The 24,714-nt window shown below is 31.7% G+C and carries 20 protein-coding genes; 8 read left to right on the forward strand and 12 right to left on the reverse strand.

What is annotated here, in order from left to right; all coding sequences use genetic code 11:
• Nucleotides 1–51 precede the first annotated feature (51 nt).
• Nucleotides 52–1,968 carry an ABC-F family ATP-binding cassette domain-containing protein gene (locus L0U77_RS00920; protein ID WP_233896937.1) on the reverse strand — a complete coding sequence of 639 codons (1,917 nt, stop codon included), beginning with the start codon at nt 1,966–1,968 and terminating at the stop codon, nt 52–54.
• A 75-nt stretch (nt 1,969–2,043) separates the two neighbouring features.
• Between L0U77_RS00920 and L0U77_RS00925 the strand changes: the two genes are divergently transcribed.
• Nucleotides 2,044–2,484: a DUF983 domain-containing protein gene (locus L0U77_RS00925; protein WP_233896936.1), complete on the forward strand. Its 441-nt coding sequence runs from the start codon at nt 2,044–2,046 to the stop codon at nt 2,482–2,484.
• A 42-nt stretch (nt 2,485–2,526) separates the two neighbouring features.
• Here L0U77_RS00925 and L0U77_RS00930 read toward each other — a convergent pair whose 3' ends face one another.
• From L0U77_RS00930 to topA, 7 genes are all read right to left on the reverse strand, one after another.
• Nucleotides 2,527–3,573 carry an NAD(P)/FAD-dependent oxidoreductase gene (locus L0U77_RS00930; RefSeq protein ID WP_262909531.1) on the reverse strand — a complete coding sequence of 349 codons (1,047 nt, stop codon included), beginning with the start codon at nt 3,571–3,573 and terminating at the stop codon, nt 2,527–2,529.
• Nucleotides 3,574–3,672: 99 nt separating this feature from the next.
• The gene (gene porN, locus L0U77_RS00935) at nt 3,673–4,536 is read right to left on the reverse strand and encodes a type IX secretion system ring subunit PorN/GldN (protein ID WP_101917973.1); all 864 of its coding nucleotides are present in this window, start codon (nt 4,534–4,536) and stop codon (nt 3,673–3,675) included.
• A 19-nt stretch (nt 4,537–4,555) separates the two neighbouring features.
• On the reverse strand, nt 4,556–6,094 hold the full coding sequence (gene porM, locus L0U77_RS00940; RefSeq protein ID WP_233883901.1) for a type IX secretion system motor protein PorM/GldM: 1,539 nt from the start codon (nt 6,092–6,094) through the stop codon (nt 4,556–4,558).
• 45 nt (nt 6,095–6,139) lie between these two features.
• Nucleotides 6,140–6,796: a type IX secretion system motor protein PorL/GldL gene (gene porL, locus L0U77_RS00945; RefSeq protein WP_101917975.1), complete on the reverse strand. Its 657-nt coding sequence runs from the start codon at nt 6,794–6,796 to the stop codon at nt 6,140–6,142.
• 56 nt (nt 6,797–6,852) lie between these two features.
• Nucleotides 6,853–8,232, reverse strand: a complete 1,380-nt coding sequence (gene porK / locus L0U77_RS00950; RefSeq protein WP_101918221.1) for a T9SS ring complex lipoprotein PorK/GldK — start codon at nt 8,230–8,232, stop codon at nt 6,853–6,855.
• A 115-nt stretch (nt 8,233–8,347) separates the two neighbouring features.
• Entirely contained in the window at nt 8,348–9,508 is a 1,161-nt protein-coding gene (locus L0U77_RS00955) for a formimidoylglutamase (protein ID WP_101917976.1), read from the reverse strand.
• 62 nt (nt 9,509–9,570) lie between these two features.
• Entirely contained in the window at nt 9,571–12,096 is a 2,526-nt protein-coding gene (topA, locus tag L0U77_RS00960) for a type I DNA topoisomerase (RefSeq protein WP_233900623.1), read from the reverse strand.
• A 288-nt stretch (nt 12,097–12,384) separates the two neighbouring features.
• Between topA and miaB the strand changes: the two genes are divergently transcribed.
• The 6 genes from miaB (at nt 12,385) to groL (ending at nt 18,316) form a co-directional block, all read left to right on the forward strand.
• Nucleotides 12,385–13,839 (forward strand): tRNA (N6-isopentenyl adenosine(37)-C2)-methylthiotransferase MiaB, encoded by a 1,455-nt coding sequence (gene miaB, locus L0U77_RS00965; RefSeq protein WP_101917978.1) that lies wholly within the window; start codon nt 12,385–12,387, stop codon nt 13,837–13,839.
• A gap of 65 nt (nt 13,840–13,904) precedes the next feature.
• Nucleotides 13,905–15,152, forward strand: a complete 1,248-nt coding sequence (locus L0U77_RS00970; RefSeq protein ID WP_233883899.1) for a sigma 54-interacting transcriptional regulator — start codon at nt 13,905–13,907, stop codon at nt 15,150–15,152.
• 13 nt (nt 15,153–15,165) lie between these two features.
• Entirely contained in the window at nt 15,166–15,675 is a 510-nt protein-coding gene (locus L0U77_RS00975; protein WP_101917980.1) for an LptE family protein, read from the forward strand.
• Nucleotides 15,676–15,838: 163 nt separating this feature from the next.
• Nucleotides 15,839–16,174, forward strand: coding sequence for a preprotein translocase subunit SecG (gene secG, locus L0U77_RS00980; protein ID WP_233900624.1), 336 nt, complete (start codon nt 15,839–15,841; stop codon nt 16,172–16,174).
• A 188-nt stretch (nt 16,175–16,362) separates the two neighbouring features.
• Nucleotides 16,363–16,638, forward strand: coding sequence for a co-chaperone GroES (locus L0U77_RS00985; RefSeq protein ID WP_101917982.1), 276 nt, complete (start codon nt 16,363–16,365; stop codon nt 16,636–16,638).
• 49 nt (nt 16,639–16,687) lie between these two features.
• Nucleotides 16,688–18,316, forward strand: a complete 1,629-nt coding sequence (gene groL / locus L0U77_RS00990) for a chaperonin GroEL (protein WP_101917983.1) — start codon at nt 16,688–16,690, stop codon at nt 18,314–18,316.
• A 167-nt stretch (nt 18,317–18,483) separates the two neighbouring features.
• Here groL and L0U77_RS00995 read toward each other — a convergent pair whose 3' ends face one another.
• Entirely contained in the window at nt 18,484–19,461 is a 978-nt protein-coding gene (locus L0U77_RS00995; RefSeq protein ID WP_101917984.1) for a polyprenyl synthetase family protein, read from the reverse strand.
• Between the two features lie 103 nt (nt 19,462–19,564).
• Between L0U77_RS00995 and L0U77_RS01000 the strand changes: the two genes are divergently transcribed.
• On the forward strand, nt 19,565–21,097 hold the full coding sequence (locus L0U77_RS01000; RefSeq protein ID WP_233900625.1) for a toxin-antitoxin system YwqK family antitoxin: 1,533 nt from the start codon (nt 19,565–19,567) through the stop codon (nt 21,095–21,097).
• Nucleotides 21,098–21,196: 99 nt separating this feature from the next.
• Here the strand turns inward: L0U77_RS01000 and rlmN are convergent, their stop codons facing one another.
• The 3 genes from rlmN to L0U77_RS01015 form a co-directional block, all read right to left on the reverse strand.
• Entirely contained in the window at nt 21,197–22,237 is a 1,041-nt protein-coding gene (gene rlmN, locus L0U77_RS01005) for a dual-specificity RNA methyltransferase RlmN (protein WP_233883895.1), read from the reverse strand.
• 70 nt (nt 22,238–22,307) lie between these two features.
• Nucleotides 22,308–23,357, reverse strand: coding sequence for a tRNA preQ1(34) S-adenosylmethionine ribosyltransferase-isomerase QueA (gene queA, locus L0U77_RS01010; RefSeq protein ID WP_233883890.1), 1,050 nt, complete (start codon nt 23,355–23,357; stop codon nt 22,308–22,310).
• A 66-nt stretch (nt 23,358–23,423) separates the two neighbouring features.
• Complete coding sequence (locus tag L0U77_RS01015) at nt 23,424–24,665, reverse strand: 3-phosphoshikimate 1-carboxyvinyltransferase (protein WP_233900626.1); 1,242 nt, start codon at nt 24,663–24,665, stop codon at nt 23,424–23,426.
• Nucleotides 24,666–24,714: the final 49 nt, after the last annotated feature.

The raw sequence follows: 24,714 nt of genomic DNA on the forward strand, positions 1-24,714 counted from the left end.
TTTTTGATTATAATATCGTTAAAAACAAAATATTAAACTGAAAACTAGGGTTTAAAAATTAGAAACCTGTTCTTCTATTTTTTCCCAATCAGCCATTAAATTTTCTAAGGATGCTTTTTTGGCTTTATATTTTTCAAAAAAATTAGGACGTGCTGAAACTTCGTCATAATTATTTGCCAGTTCTAAATCTATTTTAGCGATTTCAGATTCTAAATTTGCTATTTCAGATTCTGTTTTAGATAACTTATTTTTAAGTTTTTTTAATTCCTTTTCTTGCTCTCTTGATAATTGATGTGCTTCTTTTTTCTCCGTTGGTTTTTCAACTTTAACAACCGTTCTTTTTTCAGCTTCTCTAAGATTTTCCATCTTATGCTGCTCTAAGAAATAATCAATATCACCTAAATATTCTTTAATTTCTTTATCTTTAAATCCGTAAACGGTTGATGTTAATCCTTGTAAAAAATCTCTATCGTGAGATACTACAATTAGCGTTCCATCAAAATTATTAAGAGCTGTTTTCAATACTGTTTTCGAGGCAATATCCAAGTGATTTGTAGGCTCATCCATCACCAAAACATTAAATGGTGATAATAATAATTTACATAATGCTAATCGGTTACGCTCGCCTCCTGATAGTACTTTTGCTTTTTTATCAACAGCATCGCCACCAAATAAGAAAGAACCTAACATATCTCTAACACGCATTCTGTTCGTGTCAGAAGCGGCATCTTCCATGATTTCTAACACTGTTTTTTCTGGTGGTAATTCTTCGGATTGATTTTGTGCAAAATAGCCTATTTCAACATTATGCCCTAATTTTAGGTTTCCGATAAATGGAATTTCACCAACCATCATTTTTGCCAACGTAGATTTCCCTTGTCCGTTTTGACCTACAAAAGCAATTTTACTGTTACGTTCAATCATTAAGTCAACATCTTGTAAAACATGCTTATCGCCATAACTTTTACATAATCCATCAGCTTCTACAATAATTTTACCAGGTTCTTTTGAGATATTAAAACGAACATTCATCGCCGCATTATCATCGCCATCAACTTCAATCAATTGGACTTTATCAAGTTGTTTCATTAGCGATTGCGCCATCGAAGCTTTACTTGCTTTTGCCTTAAATTTATTGATTAAATGTTGCTTTTGCTTAATCTCTTTCTCTTGATTCTTTTGAGCTTGTAACTGTTTTTCTTTGATTTCTGCTCTTAAAACTAAAAATTCAGAATACGGTTTTTTGTAATCGTAAATTTGTCCTAATGAAATTTCAATAGTTCTGTTCGTTACGTTATCTAAAAACATTTTATCGTGTGAAACTAACACAATTGCACCCGAATATGATTTTAAGAAATTTTCTAACCAAATAATTGATTCAATATCCAAGTGATTGGTAGGTTCATCTAATAGTAAAATATCGTTGTCTTGCAATAATAGTTTTGCAAGTTCGATACGCATTCTCCATCCTCCTGAAAAAGTACTGGTTAATTTATCAAAATCTTCCCGTTGAAACCCTAAACCTTGTAGAATTTTCTCAGTATCTCCTTGATAATTATAACCTCCTAAAAGCTCGTATCGTTCGGTTAAATCGGTTAAATCATGAATTAACTGACTATAAATTTCGCTTTCATAATCGGTTCTAGTCACTAGTTGATTATTAATATCATCTAACTTTAATTCGATTTCTTTGATTTCTTCAAAAGCCTGATATGCTTCTTCTAAAATAGTTCTTCCTTCTACGAAATCAATATCTTGGCGTAAAAATCCCATACGGACATCTTTATCAAAAGCCATCGTACCACCACTGGTTTCAATATCTTTAGAAAGTACTTTTAATAAGGTTGATTTTCCTGCCCCATTCTTTCCTATCAATCCAATTCTATCTCCTTTATTTAACTTGAAAGTAATTCCTGAAAACAAATCAGTTCCCATAAAAGAGACCGATAAATTGTGTACGTTTAGCATAAATGTAATAATTGTTACGTATAAATGATGATAAAAAATTTACCTTTGCAAAAGTATGTAAATTTATAATTGATTATGTTTAAAAAAGGAAGCAAATTATATAGTATTTTTAATGGGAAATGTCCGCAATGTCATGAAGGGGATTTTTTTAAGCATAAAATGACCTTAAATCCTTCAAAAATCACACAATTACACGACAATTGTCCAAAATGTAATTTAAAATACATGATGGAACCTTCTTTTTTCTTTGGTGCGATGTATGTAAATTACGGATTAGCTGTTGCTTTATTTGTGGCAATTTTTATTATTTCAAAAGTATTTATCGGATTAACTATTTTACAAAGTTTTATTGCTATTGTAGTTGTTTCTTTACTTCTTACGCCATTTACCTTGCGTTTATCAAGAATTATTTGGATCAATATTTTTATTAGTTATGATAAAAATGCCAAAAAATTAAATGACAAAAGACTGAATGAAAAAAAATTAGATGACAAAAAACAAGAGCTAAAAAATTAATTAAAAAATCAACGAAAAATCAGCAAAAAAATCAAGATAAAATTACATAAATCTTTTAATATCAACTTCTTTATCTAATTTTTCTCCTTTTTCTAAGTGATTAAATAAATTTTTAGCAACCGTTGGTCCAATCATTACGCCACGTGTTCCTAGCCCGTTTAAAACGACTAACGCATTGTGTTTTGGATGAACACCAGCCATGGGTCTTCTATCGTTTACCGTAGGTCTAATACCTGCGGTATGACTGATAACGCTATAAGGAACCGTAATTATTTTTTTCAGTTTATCTTCTAATTCCTGACGAGCTTCTTGCGTTGGATTACAGGTTTTATCCGTCCAATTAAAGGTTGCTCCTACTTTATAGCAATCATTTCCTAATGGCATTACAAAAATACTGGCTTTTAATAAAAAATCAATATCCAATTCAGGAGCATGAATATTTATTGATTCTCCTTTCACTTCATTTAAAGGTAGATAATTAAAAAATGGATTTTTTGTAATTCCAAAACCTTCACAAAAAACTATTTTTTTGGCTTTTATATGTTGATATTTTACAATATCATCTGAAATATGTAAAGCATCATATTCAAATGACGATAAAAATAAACAGCCTAAACTTTGAATATATTTTCGGTATGATTTCACCAATAAAGTAGTATCTATACGCCCTGTGTTATCAAGTGTTCCAAAGCCAAAATCGCCAACAATGCCGTTTATTTTTTCTTTGTTGATTTTAGGATTCATATAGTTTAATAGTGTTGGTTTATCTAAGGCTAAAAACCAATTGTTTTCATCAGCAATACTTGTAAAAGCTTTTTTTATTGAGAACTTATAATCAAGTTTGATGTTTAATTTTTTTTCTAATTTTTTATACAAAGGAAGTGCCGTTTGTATTTGCTGATGTCCATTCCAAACCGCATTAAAACGCTTTAAAATAACAGGATTATAAACACCTCCAGCAACCAAAGAAGAGGTTTGTGAGTTGTTTTCAAAAATTACAAATGTTTTATTTTCTTTTAATAATTGCTCTGTAAAAGCAATTCCTGCCAATCCTAAACCTACAATAATATAATCTACCTCAATATTCATAGAACAAAAATAGTATTATTTATCGCAAAAAAAAAGAGCTTGCTATTGCAAACTCTTTTTAATTTTATAAACTATAAAGTTTTATTAGATTTTATAGCATTAATAATTCCACATATCCATTTCACGATCACGGATACCTTCTTTAATTCTATCAGCTTCTAGTAATTGAAATAAAGAATTTCCTCGAACATAATCTTTAATAGATCTATCTCCATAAATATTCTCTTCTTTTACTACTGTTGAATTAAATCTTCTAGCATTTAACAAGTTATCATACGACAACGGTTTTGCTGAATTTATAGGGTTAAAAACCTTAGAGGCGTGTAATGTTTCTCTGGCATCTGGAAAAAAGACCCAGAATAATTCATATGCGCTTTCCGAATCATCAATTCCTTCTACTCCAAGAACTTGAACATCTGGTCCCATCGGCGATAACGCTAACATACGGTACTTTAATTCTCCTCCTCGTTTATCAAAATACCAAAGCCCTTTTAACAAGTATCCTTTAATATCAGCAGATTGTACAGAATAAGGATCCATGTTTCCATAACCATCATCACGTTCGTTGTAGGTCATAGATTGAATTTCCTCCATTCCTATTTTAGTTGTAAAATAAGAATCGCTATACACCTCTGTAATTTCACCATTTTTAATACCTTTTAATAAAGTATCAAATAATGAACGTCTTGTTAAACCTGCATTTGTAGTATCAACTGGATAATAATAAGGTAAATTGATTTTTTGATTTATATCAACATACTCCCATACCACTTTAGACCATAACACATCTCTATCGCTAATATAGCCATAAGGAAGTGGTTTGTCATCTTCTGAAGCAATTTGGGCTTCCGATTTAAATCCAATCTCTTCGACCTTTTTAGAATTTAAGAGGTTAGCTTGAGCACCTACATAACTTGTAGTTACAAGGGCAAATAAAACCATATAAAAACGCTTCCAATTCATACTTTAAATTTTTTACTTATTAATTCGTAATTTCAATACTTACAGGCAATACTTTCTTGATCTTATAGTTCGATCCAGAAACAGATGCTTTAATATCATAAATAGTAATTACATCATTTCTTCTAGCCTTTGCAAGTGCTTGTTTTGCTCTAGCATTTAAAGTTCTACCAGACACAGGAATTGTTACCTGACCTGGAACTTTAATTTTAAAACTAGCTACATTTAATTTTAAATCAAATAAGAAATCTGGTAAACCAGCAGCAATACTAATTCTAGCTAAACTTGCTTTTGGCATTTTTACAGTACCGTATTGACCTCTTACCATACCAACAGCTGGTGGTATGTCTTTAATTCTATATTTTTTAGGAGTACTAATTTTTCCTCCCCCTGGTAATGTTGCAGAAACTCTAATAGTTACTTCATTCCCACTACCTGGACTCATCATATAACTATCTCCTTTTACTCTTCTTAAACCTGGTGCTGATGCAGAAACTTTATTTCCTGAAACTCCTGGTACAGAGATTGTTAAAGGATTTGATAATCCACGATATACAACATTCATTTTATCTGCTGAAACAACTGCTTCATTCGGTTTAGGAATTACTGAATACCCTCCTAAAATAGGAATAGTAACGATAGAATCTCCTTGTTTAAATTGAAACTCTCCTTTTAATTCTTTATCTCCTACTGAACCTGCTGGTCCATCTAAAATAACTTGTCCTGCTTGAATTTTATCAGCAGCCATTTCTTTACCGTTTAAGATAACTTTTTCAGCTGTTAAATTTGGATCATTTTTACCTAAAACGATTTTCCCTGATAATTTTTCTCCTGGATAATATGCGTTTTTCTCAAAAACAATCATTGCATCATAATTACTCATAGATACAGCACTTTCTAACTCTCCTTGTAATAAGGCTGTTAAAGCATCTGCTTCTGTAGTTTTAATATCTGCTTGAATTTGTGTTAACTTCGTTAAAGATGCAATTAAAGGAAATCCTTCAAAATTATAGCTTAACCATTTTTTAGTAACACCATCTTGTCCTTTAACATCATTAGTGCTAAAACGAGCAGCAACTACTTTTGATAATTCAGAATCTCCTAAAGTAGCTAACGATTGATTTCTAAAATTATTTATATTATCTACAAATTCTTTTCCTTTAGGGGTTATTTTCCCGCTAGCAAAAAAATATTGATCTAAGAACCCTGACTTGTCCATAGATTCATATTTCTTCATATCTTCTTTTTTTACCTCGCTGGTCATTTTAGTTTTCAAATCAGCAATGTAAGAAAAAAGATTATCTGCACTTACTTTAAGCGCATCTGTTTTCTTTTTTGCCTCACCATATTGCTTTGCTTGCTGACTTGCTTTTTCAGCTAACGTTGCATATGCTGCTGCATTTTTTTCGGTAGCTCTAACATTAGATTCCGAAAGTTTTTCATTCATTAATCCAAAAGCAGATAAAACTTCTTTACTCATATTCATCGCTAACATCGATATAAATACAAGGTACATTAAGTTTACCATTCTTTGCCTTGGTGACTGTTTTCCTCCTGCCATTTTAATTAGTTTGTTTAGTTAATAAAAATTAGATAAACTAATTAATTATTTAGTTGACATTGCCGTTAACATTCCTCCATATACTCCGTTTAAAGAAGATAAATTGGTTGCTAATGATTGCATTTGTTCTTGTAAACGTTGAGAATTTTCAACTAAAGAAGAATTTAATTCAGATTGCTTGCTAGCGTTTTCAACTTGCGTAGTATATAATCCGTTTAAAGATTCTAATTTAGCAGCAGCCATAGACATTTGCTCGTTATATTGATTTGTTGAAGATACTGTTGTAGAAGTTGCTGTTAATCCTTCTGCTGCACCTTGGAAATTTTTAATACTGTCTCCTAAGCTAGAAATTAAAGTTGCATCTAATTTTGCTTCTTTTAAGATATTATCTAATTTTTCAGATAACATACTCTGTACTTGTTCAGGTGCTGCTTCAACTTTTTTACTTTTTTTCACAGACGCTTCACCTCCTGCTAATTCAGGATATACTTTAGACCAATCTAATTCTTCTTCAATCGGTTCAAATGCAGACATTGCAAAAATAAGTGCTTCTACCACCAAACCTGCAGTTAACATTACCCCTCCTGTTAAAGGACCGATTTTAAAGTGCATAATTTTGAATAAAGCTCCTAGTATTACTACAGATGCTCCTAAACCATACGCCATGTTGGTTAATTTCTTTTTTGTTCTTGACTGTGCCATAATTTGATTGTTTGTTTTTGGGGATTATTTATAATTATTATTGTTATTATTCTTGTTTATTTATTTTTGCTTGTACCTAAATAATCTTGTACGGTTCTAAATCCGATATAACTTCTTGCGGTATCTGCATATTCCCAATCACGAGAACTTACTTCTAAAAAGTATGCTACATCTTTCCAAGAACCTCCACGGATAATTTTCCTTCTATTTTCTTTAATTTCCACGTTCGGGTTCATGGTCGATCCCATGTAGTAAGACATTTGATTATAGGCAGTATTTGTCCATTCAGAAACATTACCTGCCATATTAAACAATCCATATTCATTTGGATTAAAAGAATTTGCTTCCACAGTATATAAAGCACCATCAGCGGCATAATCTCCACGTACAGGTTTAAAGTTTGCTAAAAAACAACCTCTATCACTTGTAGTACTTGGTCCACCCCAAGGATATTTACCAAAATTTAAACCACCACGGGCGGCGTATTCCCATTCTGCTTCGGTAGGTAATCTAAAAGAAGGAACTAACCCTAATTTCTTTTTAGATCGTTGAAAATTATTTTTAGTTTGTGTTCTCCAATGACAAAATGCTTTTGCTTGATTCCAAGTAACTCCAACTACTGGATAGTCTTCATAGGCTTTATGAGCAAAATACTCTTGGTGCATTGGATCATTATAAGAGTAGTTAAAATCTTTAATCCAAACAGTAGTATCTGGATACACATTAATTACCTCATCTTTCATAAAATCTTTTCTATTCTTACCTGTTTTAGCGGCTTGTTCATTATCAAACCAGTAATATCTGTAATTTAAAAACTTGGTATTAAATGTTCTTATTCCGTTTAACGATTCGTCTTTTTTAAGATATAAAGAATCCATCACTTCTACGTAATCTGCGTCAGGATATTCTTGTTGTTCCCAAGCTAGTTCTTCTTCCCAGTTTAGGGGTTTTAAAGAATCTAATCCTTCTCCTAGTTCGTAATAATTTTCACGCATATATTTTGCATAAGGAGATTCGTTTACGGTATCGGTTGAAGCAAAGGCATATAATTGAATCCCTTCTGCATTTTTACCAGTACTTTCAGAATCTTCGCCACCACCTGAAGCAAATTCAGCTTGATATGCTAATTTTGTTCTAGTAATAGAATCTCTTACCCAAAACACAAATTGCTTGTATTCACTATTTGTTATTTCAGATTCGTCCATATAAAACGGCTGTACGGTAACCGTTTTAGTGGGTGCGTTCATGGCACCTAACGGGTCTTCATCCTGTTTTCCCATTGTAAAAGAGCCACCAGGAATTTTAGCCATTCCAAATGGTTTTTCTGCAAACCATTTTCTATTAGACTTATCTCCTACTAACTCACCTCTGTCGCCACTTGAACCACAAGCGTAAATTAGAGACACTAACAATGTAAATAGTACTACTTTTTTCATATTCATCTTTCTTATAAAAGAGGTCGTAAACCTATTATATTTTTCATTAAAAAACAATTACCGTTGTGTTTTTTTCAAAAACTTTTTTAAAAACTTTTCAGAAAACCTTCTATTTTTAAATCATTTTTTGTAATGCTTTATACCATCTATCGGGCATTTTTCGTTGTAATGCTTGTTGATAATCTTTATAACTACAAGGTATTAACGTATGTCTTTTATGTTTATTATTAGAAATAATATTTATTTCCATCCACCAACGCCCACTTTTATCACTTTTGTAAAAATTTATAGGATCATCATCATTTAACAATACGGTAAATTTATGATAATTTTCTTTTGATACAAACGGATAATCTTTCGCTCTAGCATTAACACCTTCTATAAAATACCAAATCATTTGAGCAATTAAGCTTGCTGTTTGATAGTTCGAGTCGAAGGTACTATTATATTCATAAATACCAAAAGAACTTACTTTATCGCTAATTCCGGCATATCTTGTAATGGCACAAATTTCTTCGCCATAAAATCCGTTTGGAGCAGCTTTTTTATTTGCTGGAGCTTCTGCTTGCCTAACAGCTCCGATATCGATACTTACAATATCGGCATCTCTCATTATTGGTTCTACTAAAGTTACATCTTTTACTTCTCCTAATCGAAAGGCGTCAAAATATAATTTATCTAGCAGTTCAATTTCTTCTTGCGAATTAAAATATGTTTGATACCCTATATTACAATAATTAAATAAATTATTAGGTTGTTCCATGATAATTTTACTTAAAAAAGAACTAGAGCGCAAATTTTCATTCATGGCACCTAAATCGAACTTACTATCTACGGATACTAAATTTACGGTTTGCCCTAAAGAATCGTATCCTCTATAATTTGCGTATGTGATATCTTGACTACCTCCTATTAATATGGGGATTATTTTTTGTTTTAACAAATATTCAACAGAAGATTTCACTGCAAAATAAGAGTCTTTAAGGGTATCCCCTTGTGCAATATCTCCTAAATCGGCTATTTTAGTTTCCCAATTACCAGGAAATAGTTGATATAATTTTTGACGAATATATTGTAAATCATCGCCACATCCTTTGTTATCAGGAGCTCCTCGACCTTCTTTTATTCCTAAGATGGCGATATTTACTCCTTTTAAATCTGGAAATCCATTATTTTTGGAGTGTATGTCAATATTTCGACCAATAGATTTTGTAGACTGCGCCATTAAATGTGCAACTAAAGAATCTTCTATAGGCGTAAAAAAATTGAAATCCATTATTTTTTCTTAGGGGGGTTAAGATGTTTGCAATATACTAACTATTTTTTTGAATATTTAGTTTATTTTTTCTTGACTACTTTTTTTTTGACTACTTTTTTGGTAGTTTTTGTGGCTGGTTTCTTTTTGGCGACTCTTTTTTTAGGTGTTTTTGCTTCAATTATTTTGATAGCTTCTTCTTTAGTCATCTTTTCAATTTCGGTAGTTTTAGGCAATTCTACTTTAATTTTACCTTTGATAACATTAAAACGTCCCCAACGCGCTTTTTCCACACGAATTTCGACATCTTCCCAATTATGAAGTACTTTATCGATTTCTTTTTGTTTTTTAGCTTCTATTAGTTCAATAATATCGGCATCTGAAAGATTATCGAAATCGTATTTTTTATTTACGTTGATAAAAATTGAATTCCATTTTAAATAAGGTCCGAAACGTCCTACACCTTTTTGCACGGGCAATTCTTCATAAAAATAAATTGGTGCATCTGCTTTTTGCTTTGCAACGATTAATTCTTGAGCTCTTGGCAAATCTACCTCCATCGGATTTTCTCCTTTATCTAAGGAAACAAACATGGTTCCAAACTTGATATAAGGACCAAAACGTCCGTTCGATACGATTACTTCTTCATCTTCATAAACGCCTAAATTTTTAGGAAGCAAGAATAATTCTAAAGCTTCTTCAAGCGTAATTGTTCCTAAATGTTGTTCTTTATTTAATGATGCGAATTGTTTTTCCTCATCATCTGGCGCACCGATTTGAGCAATTGGGCCAAATTTTCCTAAACGCACTAAAATTGTTTTTCCTGATTCAGGATGTTTTCCTAAAATACGTTCTCCGCTTTCTCTTTCGGCATTTTCTTTTACGTCTTCGACTGTTTTATGGAAGTTCGTGTAAAATTCTTTTATCATTTCGATCCAATCTTTATTTCCTTCAGAAATATCATCGAATGAATTTTCAACATTAGCGGTAAAGCCAAAGTCTAGGATATTTGAAAAATTTGCCACTAAGAAATCATTGACAATATTTCCAATATCGGTTGGTACTAATTTATTTTTATTGGAGCCTGTTTTTTCTGTTAAAAGTTGGCTTTCAACAATTCCTTTTGATAAAATTAGTTGTTCATAGTTTCGTTCTACGCCTTCATTTTCTCCTTTTTCAACATATCCTCTACGTTGTACGGTAGAAATTGTTGGTGCATAGGTTGATGGTCTTCCAATTCCTAATTCTTCCAATTGTTTTACTAAAGATGCTTCTGTAAAACGATATGGTGAACTGGTAAAACGCTGTGTTGCATTGATAAAATTATAGTGTAAGTTTTCGCCATTTTTTAAATTTGGCAACATTCCTGCTTGTTCTTCTTCTTCTTCGTTATCTGTTCCTTCTAGATACACTTTTAAGAAACCATCAAACTTGATCATTTCACCGTTTGCGGTAAAAATTTTATCATTTTCAGAATTAGCAATTTTCACATTGGTACGTTCTAATTGTGCGTCGCTCATTTGAGAAGCGAGTGTTCTTTTCCATATTAAATCGTACAATCTGGTTTGATCGTATTCAGTATCAATACTGTGGGTTTTCATGTTTGTAGGACGAATAGCTTCGTGTGCTTCTTGTGCACCTTTTGCCTTGGTTTTAAAAACACGTTGTTTGCTATATTCTTTTCCGTAATAATTACTTATTTCTTCTTCGGCTGCATTTCTAGCATCTTCGGATAAATTTAAGCTATCGGTTCTCATGTAAGTAATTAAACCTGCTTCGTATAAACGCTGTGCGACTTGCATTGTTTTTCCTACTGGAAATCCTAATTTACGAGATGCTTCTTGTTGTAATGTTGATGTTGTAAAAGGTGCTGCTGGCGATTTTTTCGCTGGTTTTTTGGTTAAATCGGCGATTGAAAAATCGGCATTTGCACATGATTTCAAGAAATTTTCTGCGGATTTTTTAGAGGCAAAATTCTTTGGAATCGTTGCTTTAAATGTTTTTCCTTTATCGTTAGCGAACTGTGCAATTACTTTATAATGTGTGGTTGCTTTAAAATCAAGAATACTTCGTTCACGTTCAACAATTAGACGAACCGCTACCGATTGCACTCTTCCTGCCGACAAACCTCCTTTTACTTTTCGCCATAAAACTGGTGATAATTCGTATCCAACAAGCCTGTCTAAAACTCTACGTGCTTGTTGTGCGTTTACCATATTATAGTCGATATCTCTTGGATTATCTACTGCTTTTAGAATGGCATTTTTAGTAATTTCATGAAAAACAATACGTTTTGTATTATCATCATTTAATTTTAATTGTTCTTTTAAATGCCAAGCGATTGCTTCTCCTTCTCTATCTTCATCACTTGCAAGCCAAACTGTTTCGGCTTTTTTAGCTAGGGTTTGTAATTTTTTAACAACTGATTTTTTATCATCAGAAACGATATATTTTGGGCTAAAATCGCCTTCTACATCAATTCCTAATTCTTTTGATGGCAAATCTGCAATATGACCATAGCTTGATGCTACTTGAAAATCTTTTCCTAGGAATTTTTCAATCGTTTTTGCCTTTGCAGGTGACTCAACTATAACTAAATTCTTTGCCATATTATTTTCAATTATTTCTTTTCAATTATTTCTTTTCAACTCTCTTTTCAAGTATCTCTTTTACATTTGATGATTCATTTTATTCAAATTATTCATCCATGCTTTTATTTTGCAAAAGTAGAATGTTTTTTTTAAATAAAAACTTTTTGTTTGATTTTAGCATTAAAAAGAAGTGTTAAAGAAATTTTAAAGAAGTATTAAAGGTGTTTTAAGAAACCATAAAATTCTGCCAATTTGTCATAAGGTTGATATTTTGGTTGTATCTTTGCCATCATTTTTATTATCAATATGGAGCATACAGAGAAGGTTATCGATGAAAAAATACAAGGACAGGCACTTGTAACAACACATAAAAACGAAAATTCTAAAAAATTATTTATAGAGAGTTACGGTTGTCAAATGAACATGAACGACAGCGAAATTGTAGCTGCTATTTTAGCCGAACAAGGTTTTAATACCACGCAAGTTTTGGAAGAAGCTGATTTGGTTTTAGTAAATACTTGCTCGATTCGAGAAAAAGCAGAAACAACCATTCGTAAACGTTTACAAAAATACAATGCTGTTAAAAAAGTCAATCCAACTATGAAAGTAGGTGTTTTAGGCTGTATGGCAGAGCGTTTAAAAGAAAAATTTTTAGAAGAAGAAAAAATCGTTGATTTAGTTGTAGGACCTGATGCCTACCGAGATTTACCAAATCTATTAGAAGAAATTGATGCAGGTAGAGATGCTATAAACGTTATTTTATCTAAAGAAGAAACCTATGGCGATGTGGCGCCTGTTCGTTTAAATTCGAACGGAGTTTCAGCATTTGTATCCATTACTCGTGGTTGCGATAATATGTGTACTTTTTGCGTAGTTCCGTTTACTCGTGGACGTGAGCGAAGTCGAGATCCGAAGAGTGTTTTGGAAGAAATTAAATCAATGCATGACCAGAATTTTAAAGAAATTACATTATTAGGACAAAATGTAGATAGTTATTTATGGTACGGTGGTGGATTGAAAAAAGATTTCAAAAAAGCTACCGAAATGGCACAAGCTACCGCCATTGATTTTGCCCAATTATTAGACATGGCAGCCACTGAATTTCCTAAAATGAGATTCCGTTTTGCAACCTCTAATCCGCAGGATATGAGTTTAGATGTTATCCATATTATGGCAAAACATAAAAACATTTGTAAATACATTCATTTGCCTGTGCAAAGTGGTAGTAACAATATGCTAAAAGCCATGAACCGTCAGCATACACGTGAAGAATATATGGAATTAGTCGATAATATCTTCAAAATAATTCCTGAAATGTCTTTATCACAAGACATGATTACAGGTTTTTGTGGCGAAACAGAACAAGATCATCAAGATACATTAGCATTAATGCGATACGTAAAATATGATTTCGGTTTTATGTTTGCCTATTCTGAAAGACCCGGAACTTTAGCAGCAAATAAAATGCCTGACGATGTTCCGCAGGAAATTAAAAAACGCCGATTACAAGAAATTATCGATCTACAACAAGAACACAGCTTATACAGAACACAACAACATTTAGGTAAAATTGAAGAATTTCTAATTGAAGGAACTTCTAAAAAAGACCCAAATCAATGGAAAGCTAGGAACACACAAAATACCGTTATTGTTTTTGATAAAGGTACTTATAAATTAGGTGATTTTGTTAATGTTAAAGTTGAAGATTGTACCTCAGCAACCTTAAAAGGAACTGCTATTGGATATTCTGATAACAATTAAAATCAGCTTAAAAAGCTTAAAAAATAAGTTTTAACGCGCTATAAAAACTTTGCAATACATAAAACATGGAAAATTTACAGGCTATAAAACAACGTTTTGGAATTATTGGTAACGACACACAATTGAATCGTGCTATTGAAAAAGCGATTCGTGTAGCGCCTACAGATATTTCAGTTTTAGTAATCGGAGAAAGTGGGGTTGGAAAAGAAAGTATCCCTAAAATAATTCATCAATTATCGCACAGGAAACATGCTAAATATATCGCTGTAAACTGTGGCGCAATTCCTGAAGGAACTATTGACAGTGAATTATTCGGACACGAAAAAGGCGCTTTTACAGGAGCAACAACCGCTCGTAAAGGCTATTTTGAAGTTGCCGATGGAGGAACTATTTTTTTAGATGAAGTAGGCGAATTACCCTTAACAACCCAAGTTCGTTTATTACGTGTTTTAGAAAATGGCGAATTTTTAAAAGTAGGATCATCACAGGTGCAAAAAACAACCGTTCGTATTGTTGCCGCAACCAACGTGAATATGCAACTTGCCATTTCTAAAGAAAAATTTAGAGAAGATTTATATTATAGATTAAGTACCATTGATATTGAATTACCACCTCTGCGAGAACGAGGAGAAGATATTCATTTATTATTTAGAAAATTTGCTTCGGATTTTGCTCAAAAATATCGAATGCCAACAATTCGTTTAAATGATAATGCGATCAAAATATTATTGAATTATCGTTTTCCAGGAAATATTCGTCAATTAAGAAACTTAGCAGAACAAATTTCCGTAGTAGAAGAAAGTAGACTCATTACTGCCGAAAAATTAGTACAATATCTTCCTAAAAATAATGGAAACTTACCCGCAATTATCGACAAACAAAATGGTAATTCCGATTTTGCAAACGAACGAGATATTATGTATAAAATTTTGTTCGATATGCGAAATGATATCAATGATTTGAAAAAATTAACGCTCGATTTAATGCAAAATGGAAATTCCGAAGAAGTAAAAGAAGAAAATCATGGTTTAATTGAACGTATTTATCAAGAACAAAAACAACCCAAAAATGAAAATTTTGAAGTTGTCCAAATTCAACAAACAGCAACAACAGCTTCCATAAAAAATGCTGAAAATAATTACGAATATGCTGAAACCATTGAAGAAGATGAAAATTTATCATTACAAGAAAAAGAAATTGAAATGATTCGTAAATCCTTAGAAAAAAACAGCAACAAACGAAAATTAGCCGCCAAAGAATTAGGGATTTCTGAACGAACTTTATATCGAAAAATAAAACAATACGACTTATAATCAATAGTAACTCATGAAAAATAATAGCTATATTTTCTTACTTTCGATAATCACATTATTTATACTGATAGGCTGTGGTGCCTATTCATTTACAGGTGGAAATACAGGAAATGCAAAAACAATTCAGGTTGATTTTTTTGCAAATCAAGCGCCTTTAATTGAACCGACATTAAGCCAAAAATTTACCCAAGATTTACAAGATTTATTTACACGTCAAACAAATTTAACACTGGTAAATACCAATGGGGAATTGCATTTTTCTGGTGAAATTGTTGATTATCGAATTAATCCGATGAGTGCTACTTCCGACCAAAAAGCCGCACAAAACAGGCTAACAATTACCGTAAACGTAATTTTTGAAAATAAATTAACCGAAAAAGATGATTTTGAAAAACGCTTTTCTTTTTACTATGATTATGGCGCTACGCAACAATTAACAGGTGCCGTACTTGAAACAGCTTTAAATACTATTTTAGAAAGAATAACACAAGATATTTTTAATGAATCGGTTGCTAAATGGTAAAAAAAATCATAAAACAGCTATAAAATTAACTAATTATTTCAAATAAAAGGTTTAAATAAAGCTTATAAAAGATTAAGTTTGAAATATTCAGAAAAAAGTAGTTACTTTGCAGACCAATAAAAGAATGCAAAATCAAGAAAAAATAAATCAAAAAAAATAAATAATGACAACATATACGTTACTTCTAGTATTAATATTGATTGTTGCAATAGCATTAATCTTAATTGTTATGGTTCAAAACCCTAAAGGTGGTGGATTATCTTCTTCTTTTGGAGCTGGAGCTCAAAACATTGGAGGCGTACAAAATACCAATAGTTTTTTAGACAAATCTACGTGGACTTTAGCAATTAGTATGTTTGCTTTAATTTTAATTTCAAATTTTGCAATCCCTAGAGGAACATCTGCAGATGCACCGCAACTAGATAGTGCTTTAGAAAATGTAGAAGTAACAACGCCTACACCTCCTGAAACACCTGCAACAAAAGATAGCGTACAATAATCAATTCGATATAAAATATAAAATGCCAACGTAAATGACACGTTGGCATTTTTTTTATGCTTAATTTTAAGGAATTTAGAAAAAATGTCATAATTTTTTTAATGGCATAATTTCTGACTATTTATAAGCATTAAAAATAAATACAAAAATAAACAGTAAAACAAATCGTTAATCATAATTTATACAAAATGGGATTAAAAATAAAACCTTTAGCAGATAGAGTTCTTATAAAAGCCGCTGCCGCAGAAACAACTACCGCATCTGGACTTATTATTCCTGATAACGCAAAGGAAAAACCTCAAAAAGGAACTGTTGTTGCCGTAGGAAATGGAACAAAAAAACAACCTTTAACCGTAAAAGTTGGTGATACTGTTTTATACGGAAAGTATGCTGGTACTGACTTAAAACATAAAGGAAAAGATTATTTAATAATGAGAGAAAGCGATATTTTCGCAATTATTTAATCAAATTTATTACGATAAGTTTATTATTCATAAATAAAAAAATCTAAAAATGGCAAAAGATATAAAATTTGATGTAGATGCTCGTAACGGTTTAAAACGTGGCGTAGATGCATTAGCAAATGCAGTAAAAGTAACCTTAGGTCCTAAAGGACGTAATGTAATTATTTCAAAAGCTTTCGGTGCGCCTCATGTTACAAAAGATGGTGTTACCGTTGCTAAAGAAATTGAATTAGAAGATCCTTTAGAAAATATGGGAGCTCAAATGGTGAAAGAAGTAGCCTCTAAAACCAACGATTTAGCGGGTGACGGGACTACAACAGCAACTGTATTAGCACAAGCTATTGTACAAGAAGGATTAAAAAATGTTGCTGCGGGCGCGAATCCTATGGATTTAAAACGTGGTATTGATAAAGCAGTTAGTGCAATTACTAAAGATTTAGCAAAACAAGCAAAAGAAGTTGGTAATTCATCAGAAAAAATACAACAAGTAGCCTCTATTTCTGCAAATAACGATAAAGTTATTGGTGATTTAATCGCTAAAGCTTTTGGTAAAGTTGGTAAAGAAGGGGTAATTACTGTCGAAGAAGCCAAAGGAATGGAAACGTATGTGGACGTTGTGGAAGGTATGCAATTCGATAGAGGTTATTTATCGCCATATTTTGTTACCGATGCTGATAAAATGATTGCTACTTTAGAGAATCCTTATATTTTATTATTTGATAAAAAGATTTCTAATTTACAAGAAATTCTTCCAATATTAGAACCTGTTTCTCAAGCTGGAAGACCTTTATTAATTATTGCTGAAGATGTTGATGGACAAGCATTAGCAACTTTAGTAGTTAATAAATTACGTGGTGGTTTAAAAATTGCTGCTGTAAAAGCACCAGGTTTTGGTGATCGTAGAAAAGCAATGTTAGAAGATATCGCTATCTTAACTGGCGGAACTGTTATTTCTGAAGAAAGAGGATTTTCATTAGAAAATGCAACCTTAGATTTATTAGGAACTGCTGAAACAGTAACTATCGACAAAGACAATACAACTATTATTAATGGTGCTGGTGATGAAACGCAAATTAAAGCGCGTGTAAATCAGATTAAAGCTCAAATTGAAACTACTACTTCTGATTACGATCGTGAAAAATTACAAGAACGTTTAGCAAAATTAGCTGGTGGTGTTGCAGTTTTATATGTTGGTGCTGCTTCTGAAGTTGAAATGAAAGAAAAGAAAGATCGTGTTGATGATGCTTTACATGCAACTCGTGCTGCTGTAGAAGAAGGTATTGTTGCTGGTGGTGGTGTTGCTTTAGTTCGTGCTAAAAAGGTTTTAAAATCATTAACTACCGATAATTTAGACGAAACTACAGGAATCCAAATTGTAAATAAAGCCATTGAAGCGCCTTTAAGAACGATTGTTGAAAATGCAGGTGGCGAAGGTTCTGTTGTTATCAATAAAGTTTTAGAAGGGAAAAAAGATTTTGGTTATGATGCTAAAGCTGAAATATATGTAGATATGTTAGAAGCTGGAATTATCGATCCTAAAAAAGTAACGCGTGTAGCTTTAGAAAATGCAGCATCTGTTGCAGGAATGATTTTAACGACCGAATGTGCTTTAATTGATATTAAAGAAGAAGCTGCTGCTATGCCTCCAATGGGTGGTGGTATGCCAGGAATGATGTAATGGTGGCGAGTCGCCACAGACAAGCATAAAAAAACCTCGAAAATTAATTTTTTCGAGGTTTTTACTTTTATATGATTTTTGATGTCATCCTGATTTGCCGTTTCTCCTATTGATGCGATGCTGAAATAAATTCAGCATGACGATAATAGATAAGACATATTATCTCATTATATTTTTCGTTCAACAACGTAATCAATCATTAACTTTAAAGAATCTTTATAAGGGGATGCTGGAAAATTTTCTAATATCGCCAATGCCTTATTTTTATACCCTTCCATTTTAGTAGATGCGTATTCTAACCCACCATTTTTATTAACAAAACTAATAACTTCTTTAACACGTTTTTTATCCGTATTGTATTTTTTTACCGAATTTATCAACCAAGATTTTTCTTTTTTAGAACAATTATTTAACGTATAAATTAACGGAAGCGTCATTTTTTGTTCTTTGATATCAATTCCTGTTGGCTTTCCTATTTTTTCTTCGGTATAATCAAACAAATCATCTTTAATTTGAAAAGCGATTCCTATATATTCGCCAAACTTTCGCATTTGCTGCACAATTTCAGTATTTGCTCCTACCGATGCCGCTCCAATTCCACAACAAGCCGCAATTAAAGTGGCTGTTTTCTGGCGGATAATTTCAAAATAAACTTCTTCAGTAATATCTAATTTTCGTGCTTTTTCTATTTGAAGCAACTCCCCTTCGCTCATTTCTCGAACAGCGATAGAAATCAATTTTAAGATATCAAAATCTTCATTATCAATAGAAAGTAACAAACCTTTTGAGAGTAAAAAATCGCCTACTAAAACGGCAATTTTATTTTTCCAAAGAGCATTTACAGAGAAAAATCCGCGACGGCGATTACTATCATCCACGACATCGTCATGCACTAAAGTTGCCGTATGAATTAATTCAACTACGGATGCACCTCTGTAAGTTCGTTCATCAAAACCACCATCAGAAACCATTTTAGCAACTAAAAAAACAAACATCGGACGCATTTGTTTCCCTTTTCTACGAACGATATAATACGTAATTCTATTTAATAATGGAACTTTTGACAACATCGAATCTTTAAACTTTGTTTCAAAGAGTTCCATTTCATTTTGAATAGGAAGTTTAATTTGTTCTACAGGCTTCATATTTCAATAAAAAAATTAATTTAAAAGTAAAAGTACTAGAATAATAATGATAAAAACAATAATTTCACACTCAATAATTTAATTTTTTTACCACTAAAATACTATGAATAAAGTATTCAACTTCTTACTTCTTTTTTTTATATCTCAAAATGCCATTTTTTCTCAAAAAACAATGCTTTGGAGAGATGTTGATATTCAAAAATTTGGAAAAGAAACTATTTATAAAAATTTAAAAGGAGAAACTTTAGATGGCGATTTTAAAATAGCTGAACGCAATGGCGCTTATTCTAAAGTTACATTTACCAATGGTTTAATTTCAAAATCAAAATTAAATTACGATAGTGATGGCGTTTTATATTCTGAAATAAATTATAAAAACAGCCTTAAAGATGGTGACTTTACCATTTATTATACTGATAAATCTATCAAACGAAAAGGTACATATATTGTTGGAAATAAAAATGGAAAATGGACAACCTATAATAAAAAAGGTGAAGAAATTGGCGTTGAAAATTATAAAGATGATGTTAAGAATGGTGTTTTTTGGGAGCGTTCTACTTCAAGAATGAACCCAGAAAAAAATCTAGTAAGCCAAAAAGAATATAAAAATGGAGTTCCTAAAGGAACTTGGTTTGCTAAAAATAATGACAACCTTATTTGGGAAAAAAAATATAGTACTCCTGAAAATTATGTTTTAAAAAATTTCCATAAAAACGGAACGATTAAAAATCGTAAGGAATATAAAAATAATCAATATTTTGGAAATTGGTTTGAAAAAAATGAAGAAGGTGATTTAAAATGGGAAAAAAAATATACCTCAAATAACGAATATACCGAAAAAAGATATCACAAAAACAGCATCTTACAATATCAAAAAAAATATAAAAATGGACGTATAGATGGTGAGTATATTCGTTACAATAAAGAAGGTGAAAAAACAATATCAGAATTTTATAAGAATAATAAAAAACACGGTAAATGGTTTCGAAAATATAGTAATGGAAACATCATATTAGAAGAATATGATGCTGGAAAACCTACTGGAAATTGGTACAAAAAAGATGAAAATGGAACTATATTTTTTGAAAAATCATATGTAAATCCCGAAGATTATACCTATAAAAAATATCACATCAATGGAAATATTAAAGAATCTGGTACGTATCAAAAAGATAAATTAACGGGAGATTATTTTAAATATAACGTAAATAATGTACTGTTAATAAAACGATTTTATGAAAATGGAAAACCGATTAATTTAGAATCTTACTTTGAAAATGGAAATAAAAAAGAAGTCGTAAAAAGAATTGGAAAATCAGACAATGCAACTGTTGAAATATATAACAATAATGGTATCTTACTAAAAAAAGGAACTTATTTCAAAAAATACAAACACGGTTTATGGGAGTTTTTCGAACCTAAAAAAGGACGTTTAGCACAAGTAATAACATACGCAAACAATGCTAAACATGGACTTTATAAAAAATACAATGAAGCAGTTTTAATTTCCATAGAAGGTAATTATAGCAATAATAATAAAGATGGTGTTTGGAAACATTACGATTTAGCTGGAGACTTAAAAAAAGAAATCACGTATAAAGTTGGTCAAAAAATAGCCACTAAAACTTTTAATTAAAAATAAAAAAACGTCTTATTATTCTAAATAATAAGACGTTTTATAATACGACTATCTTTATCAACATATTTTAAACTTTAACTAAAATAGCTGTATTTATTATGATTTATTTGCTAATTGTCCGCAAGCAGCATCAATATCTTTTCCTCGTGAACGACGAACATTTACCACAATATCGTGCATTTCTAAATTAGAAATATAATTATTAATTGCCTCTGGACTTGCTTGTTGAAATTCGCCATCATCAATCGGATTATATTCAATTAAATTCACCTTACAAGGCACATATTTACAAAACTGAATTAAAGCATTGATATCCTCTTTTTTATCATTAATTCCTCCCCAAACGACATATTCATAAGTAATCATTCGTTGTGTTTTTTCGTACCAATATTCTAATGATTCTTTCAAATCTTTCAACGGAAACGTAGCGTTAAAGGGCATTATTGAGGTACGAACGGCATCAATAGCAGAATGTAATGAAACCGCTAAATTAAATTTAACATCATCATCTGCCATTTTTTTGATGATTTTTGGCACGCCTGAAGTTGATACCGTAATACGCTTAGGCGACATTCCTAAACCTTCTGGAGACGTTATTTTTTCTATGGATTTAATCACGTTATTATAATTCATCAAAGGCTCTCCCATTCCCATAAAAACGATATTCGACAGTTTTCTATTATGATATAATAAACTCTCTTTATTAATCGCTGCTACTTGGTCGTAAATTTCATCAGGATTTAGATTTCGCATTCTTTTTAAGCGTGATGTTGCACAAAATCGGCAATCTAAGCTACAACCAACTTGACTCGAAACACAGGCTGTCGTTCTTGTTTTTGTAGGTATCAAAACCGATTCTACCACCAATCCATCGTGTAAACGAACTGCATTTTTCACCGTTCCGTCTTTACTTCGTTGCATGGTATCCACTTTGATATGGTTAATTACAAAGTTTTGGTCAAGCATCTGACGTGTATCTTTTGATAAGCTTGTCATATCATCAAAAGAATGGGCAGATTTTGTCCATAACCATTCATATACCTGATTTCCTCTAAATGCTTTATCTCCATTAGTAACAAAAAAATCACGAAGTTCTTCTTTTGATAATGCGCGTATGTCTTTTTTCTTTACTTCCATCGGGTGCAAAAATACACAAAACCTCACAAGTATCCTTGTGAGGTTTGGCGATTAATAGTTGGTTATTTAATTATAAAATTAACATCGCATCTCCATACGAGTGAAATTTATATTTTTCTTTAATTGCTTCTTGATACGCTTCCATTAAAAAATCGTGTCCTGCAAAGGCAGAAGCGGTCATCATTAAGGTAGATTTTGGCGTATGAAAATTAGTAATCATACAGTTTGCCACGCTAAAATCAAAAGGAGGAAAAATAAATTTATTGGTCCAACCTTCAAATTCTTTTAATTTTCGTTTCGAAGTGATTGAAGATTCTACAGCTCTCATAACAGTAGTTCCAACGGCACACACTCTTTTTTTATTAGCAAGTGCATTGTTTACCATTTCGGCACTTTCTTTGGATACTTTAATTTTTTCAGAATCCATTTTATGTTTCGATAAATCCTCTACTTCAACAGGATTAAAAGTACCTAAACCTACGTGTAGAGTAGTTTCAGCGAAATCGACTCCTTTAATTTCTAAACGTTTCATTAAATGCTTTGAAAAGTGCAATCCTGCAGCTGGTGCAGCTACTGCTCCTTCTTCTTTGGCATAGATAGTTTGATAACGATCTTCATCAGAATCTTCTACCTCACGTTTAATATATTTAGGCAAAGGTGTTTCACCTAATTTTAATAATTTTTCTCTAAATTCTTCGTAAGGTCCATCGTATAAAAAACGTAAGGTTCTTCCTCTTGAAGTAGTATTGTCAATAACTTCGGCAACTAAGCTTTCATCATCTCCGAAAAACAATTTATTTCCAATACGGATTTTCCTTGCAGGATCTACTAAAACGTCCCACAAACGATTTTCCGCATTTAGTTCACGTAGTAAAAATACTTCAATACGAGCGCCTGTTTTTTCCTTATTCCCGTACATACGAGCAGGAAAAACTTTGGTATTGTTTAACATCAGTACATCACCTTCATCAAAATAATTGATTACATCTTTAAATAATTTGTGTTCAATTTTTTGAGTATCTCTATGTAGCACCATTAAACGTGCTTCATCTCTATGTTCTGAAGGATATTCTGCTAATAATTCTTCTGGTAATTCAAAACTAAAATTTGATAATTTCATTACTATTTTTTTATTACGTATGCAAATATACAATTTCGAGATACGCCTTGTCAAGTGATTCGTTCTTTATTTTTCTTTAATCATTTCTAAACCTACTTGTTGCATGTCTTGCCAAAAGTTTCGGTACGATTTAGAAACCACCTCAGCTTCCAAAATAACGAGGGTTGTTTTGAGTGCTAACGGTGCAAAAGCCATTGCCATTCGATGGTCATTATAGGTTGCAATTTTAATATTTCTATTAATAGTATTTGCTACTTTTAAATGCAAACTATTATTCGTTACACTAATATTTGCGCCTAATTTGGTTAGTTCATTTTTGAGTGCTTCTAGACGATCAGTTTCTTTAATTTTCAGGGTATGAAGTCCTGTTAAATCACAAGCAATTCCTAATCCAAAGCAAGTAACAGCGATAGTTTGTGCAATATCAGGTGCATTTTTTAAATCTTCGGATAAAATAGCGTTACTATGTTTTTCATGCTTGGTTAAGACAATCATATTTTCTTTAAAAATCGTTGTAACGCCAAAATGTTTGTAAATTTCGGCCAAGCAATTATCGCCTTGTAAACTCTCTTTTTTATAAGCCGATAACGTTACAGATGCGCCAATTTCACTCAGGGCAATTATCGAATAAAAATAAGAAGCGGAACTCCAATCCGATTCTACAACAATATTTTGTTCTGAAACAGTTTCTAAAGCATTTATTTTAATGCTATTTTTTTCAAATATTGCAACAACACCTATTTTATGCAACAAAGATAGCGTCATTTTAATATATGGAACGGAAGTTATTGTCCCATTTAATTCAATTGTGAGTCCGTTTTTTAGACTAGGAGCAATTAACATCAATGCTGAAATATATTGACTACTTACATTTCCATCAATAGTAACGGTATCTTTTTCTATTTTTTTACCTGTAATTTTTATCGGCGGATACCCTTCTTTATCAAGATATTGAATATCGGCATCTAAATCACGAAGTGCATCAACCAAAATTTTTATAGGTCGATTGTGCATTCGCTCCGAGCCTTGTAATATTTTGACAACTCCTTCTTGCGTAGCAAAAAAGGCGGTTAAAAAACGCATTGCTGTTCCTGCATGTCCGATATCGGCAATTTCAGTTGCGTTATTTTCTTTGGATAAAGCATCTTGTAAATGATGTGTATCATCAGAATCTGATAAATTTTCAATAGTGATACTTGGAAATAATTGTTGTAAAATCAACAATCGATTCGACTCACTTTTTGAACCTGAAATAATAATTTCAGTATTAATTTTATTTTTTCTTGGGATACTAAGTTCTAAATTCATCTGTAAACTTGGTTTTTAAAAACCTTATTATAGTTAGTGTTAGTGCTAG

Source organism: Tenacibaculum piscium (genome assembly GCF_021390715.1).
Taxonomy (GTDB): Bacteria; Bacteroidota; Bacteroidia; order Flavobacteriales; family Flavobacteriaceae; genus Polaribacter; species Polaribacter piscius.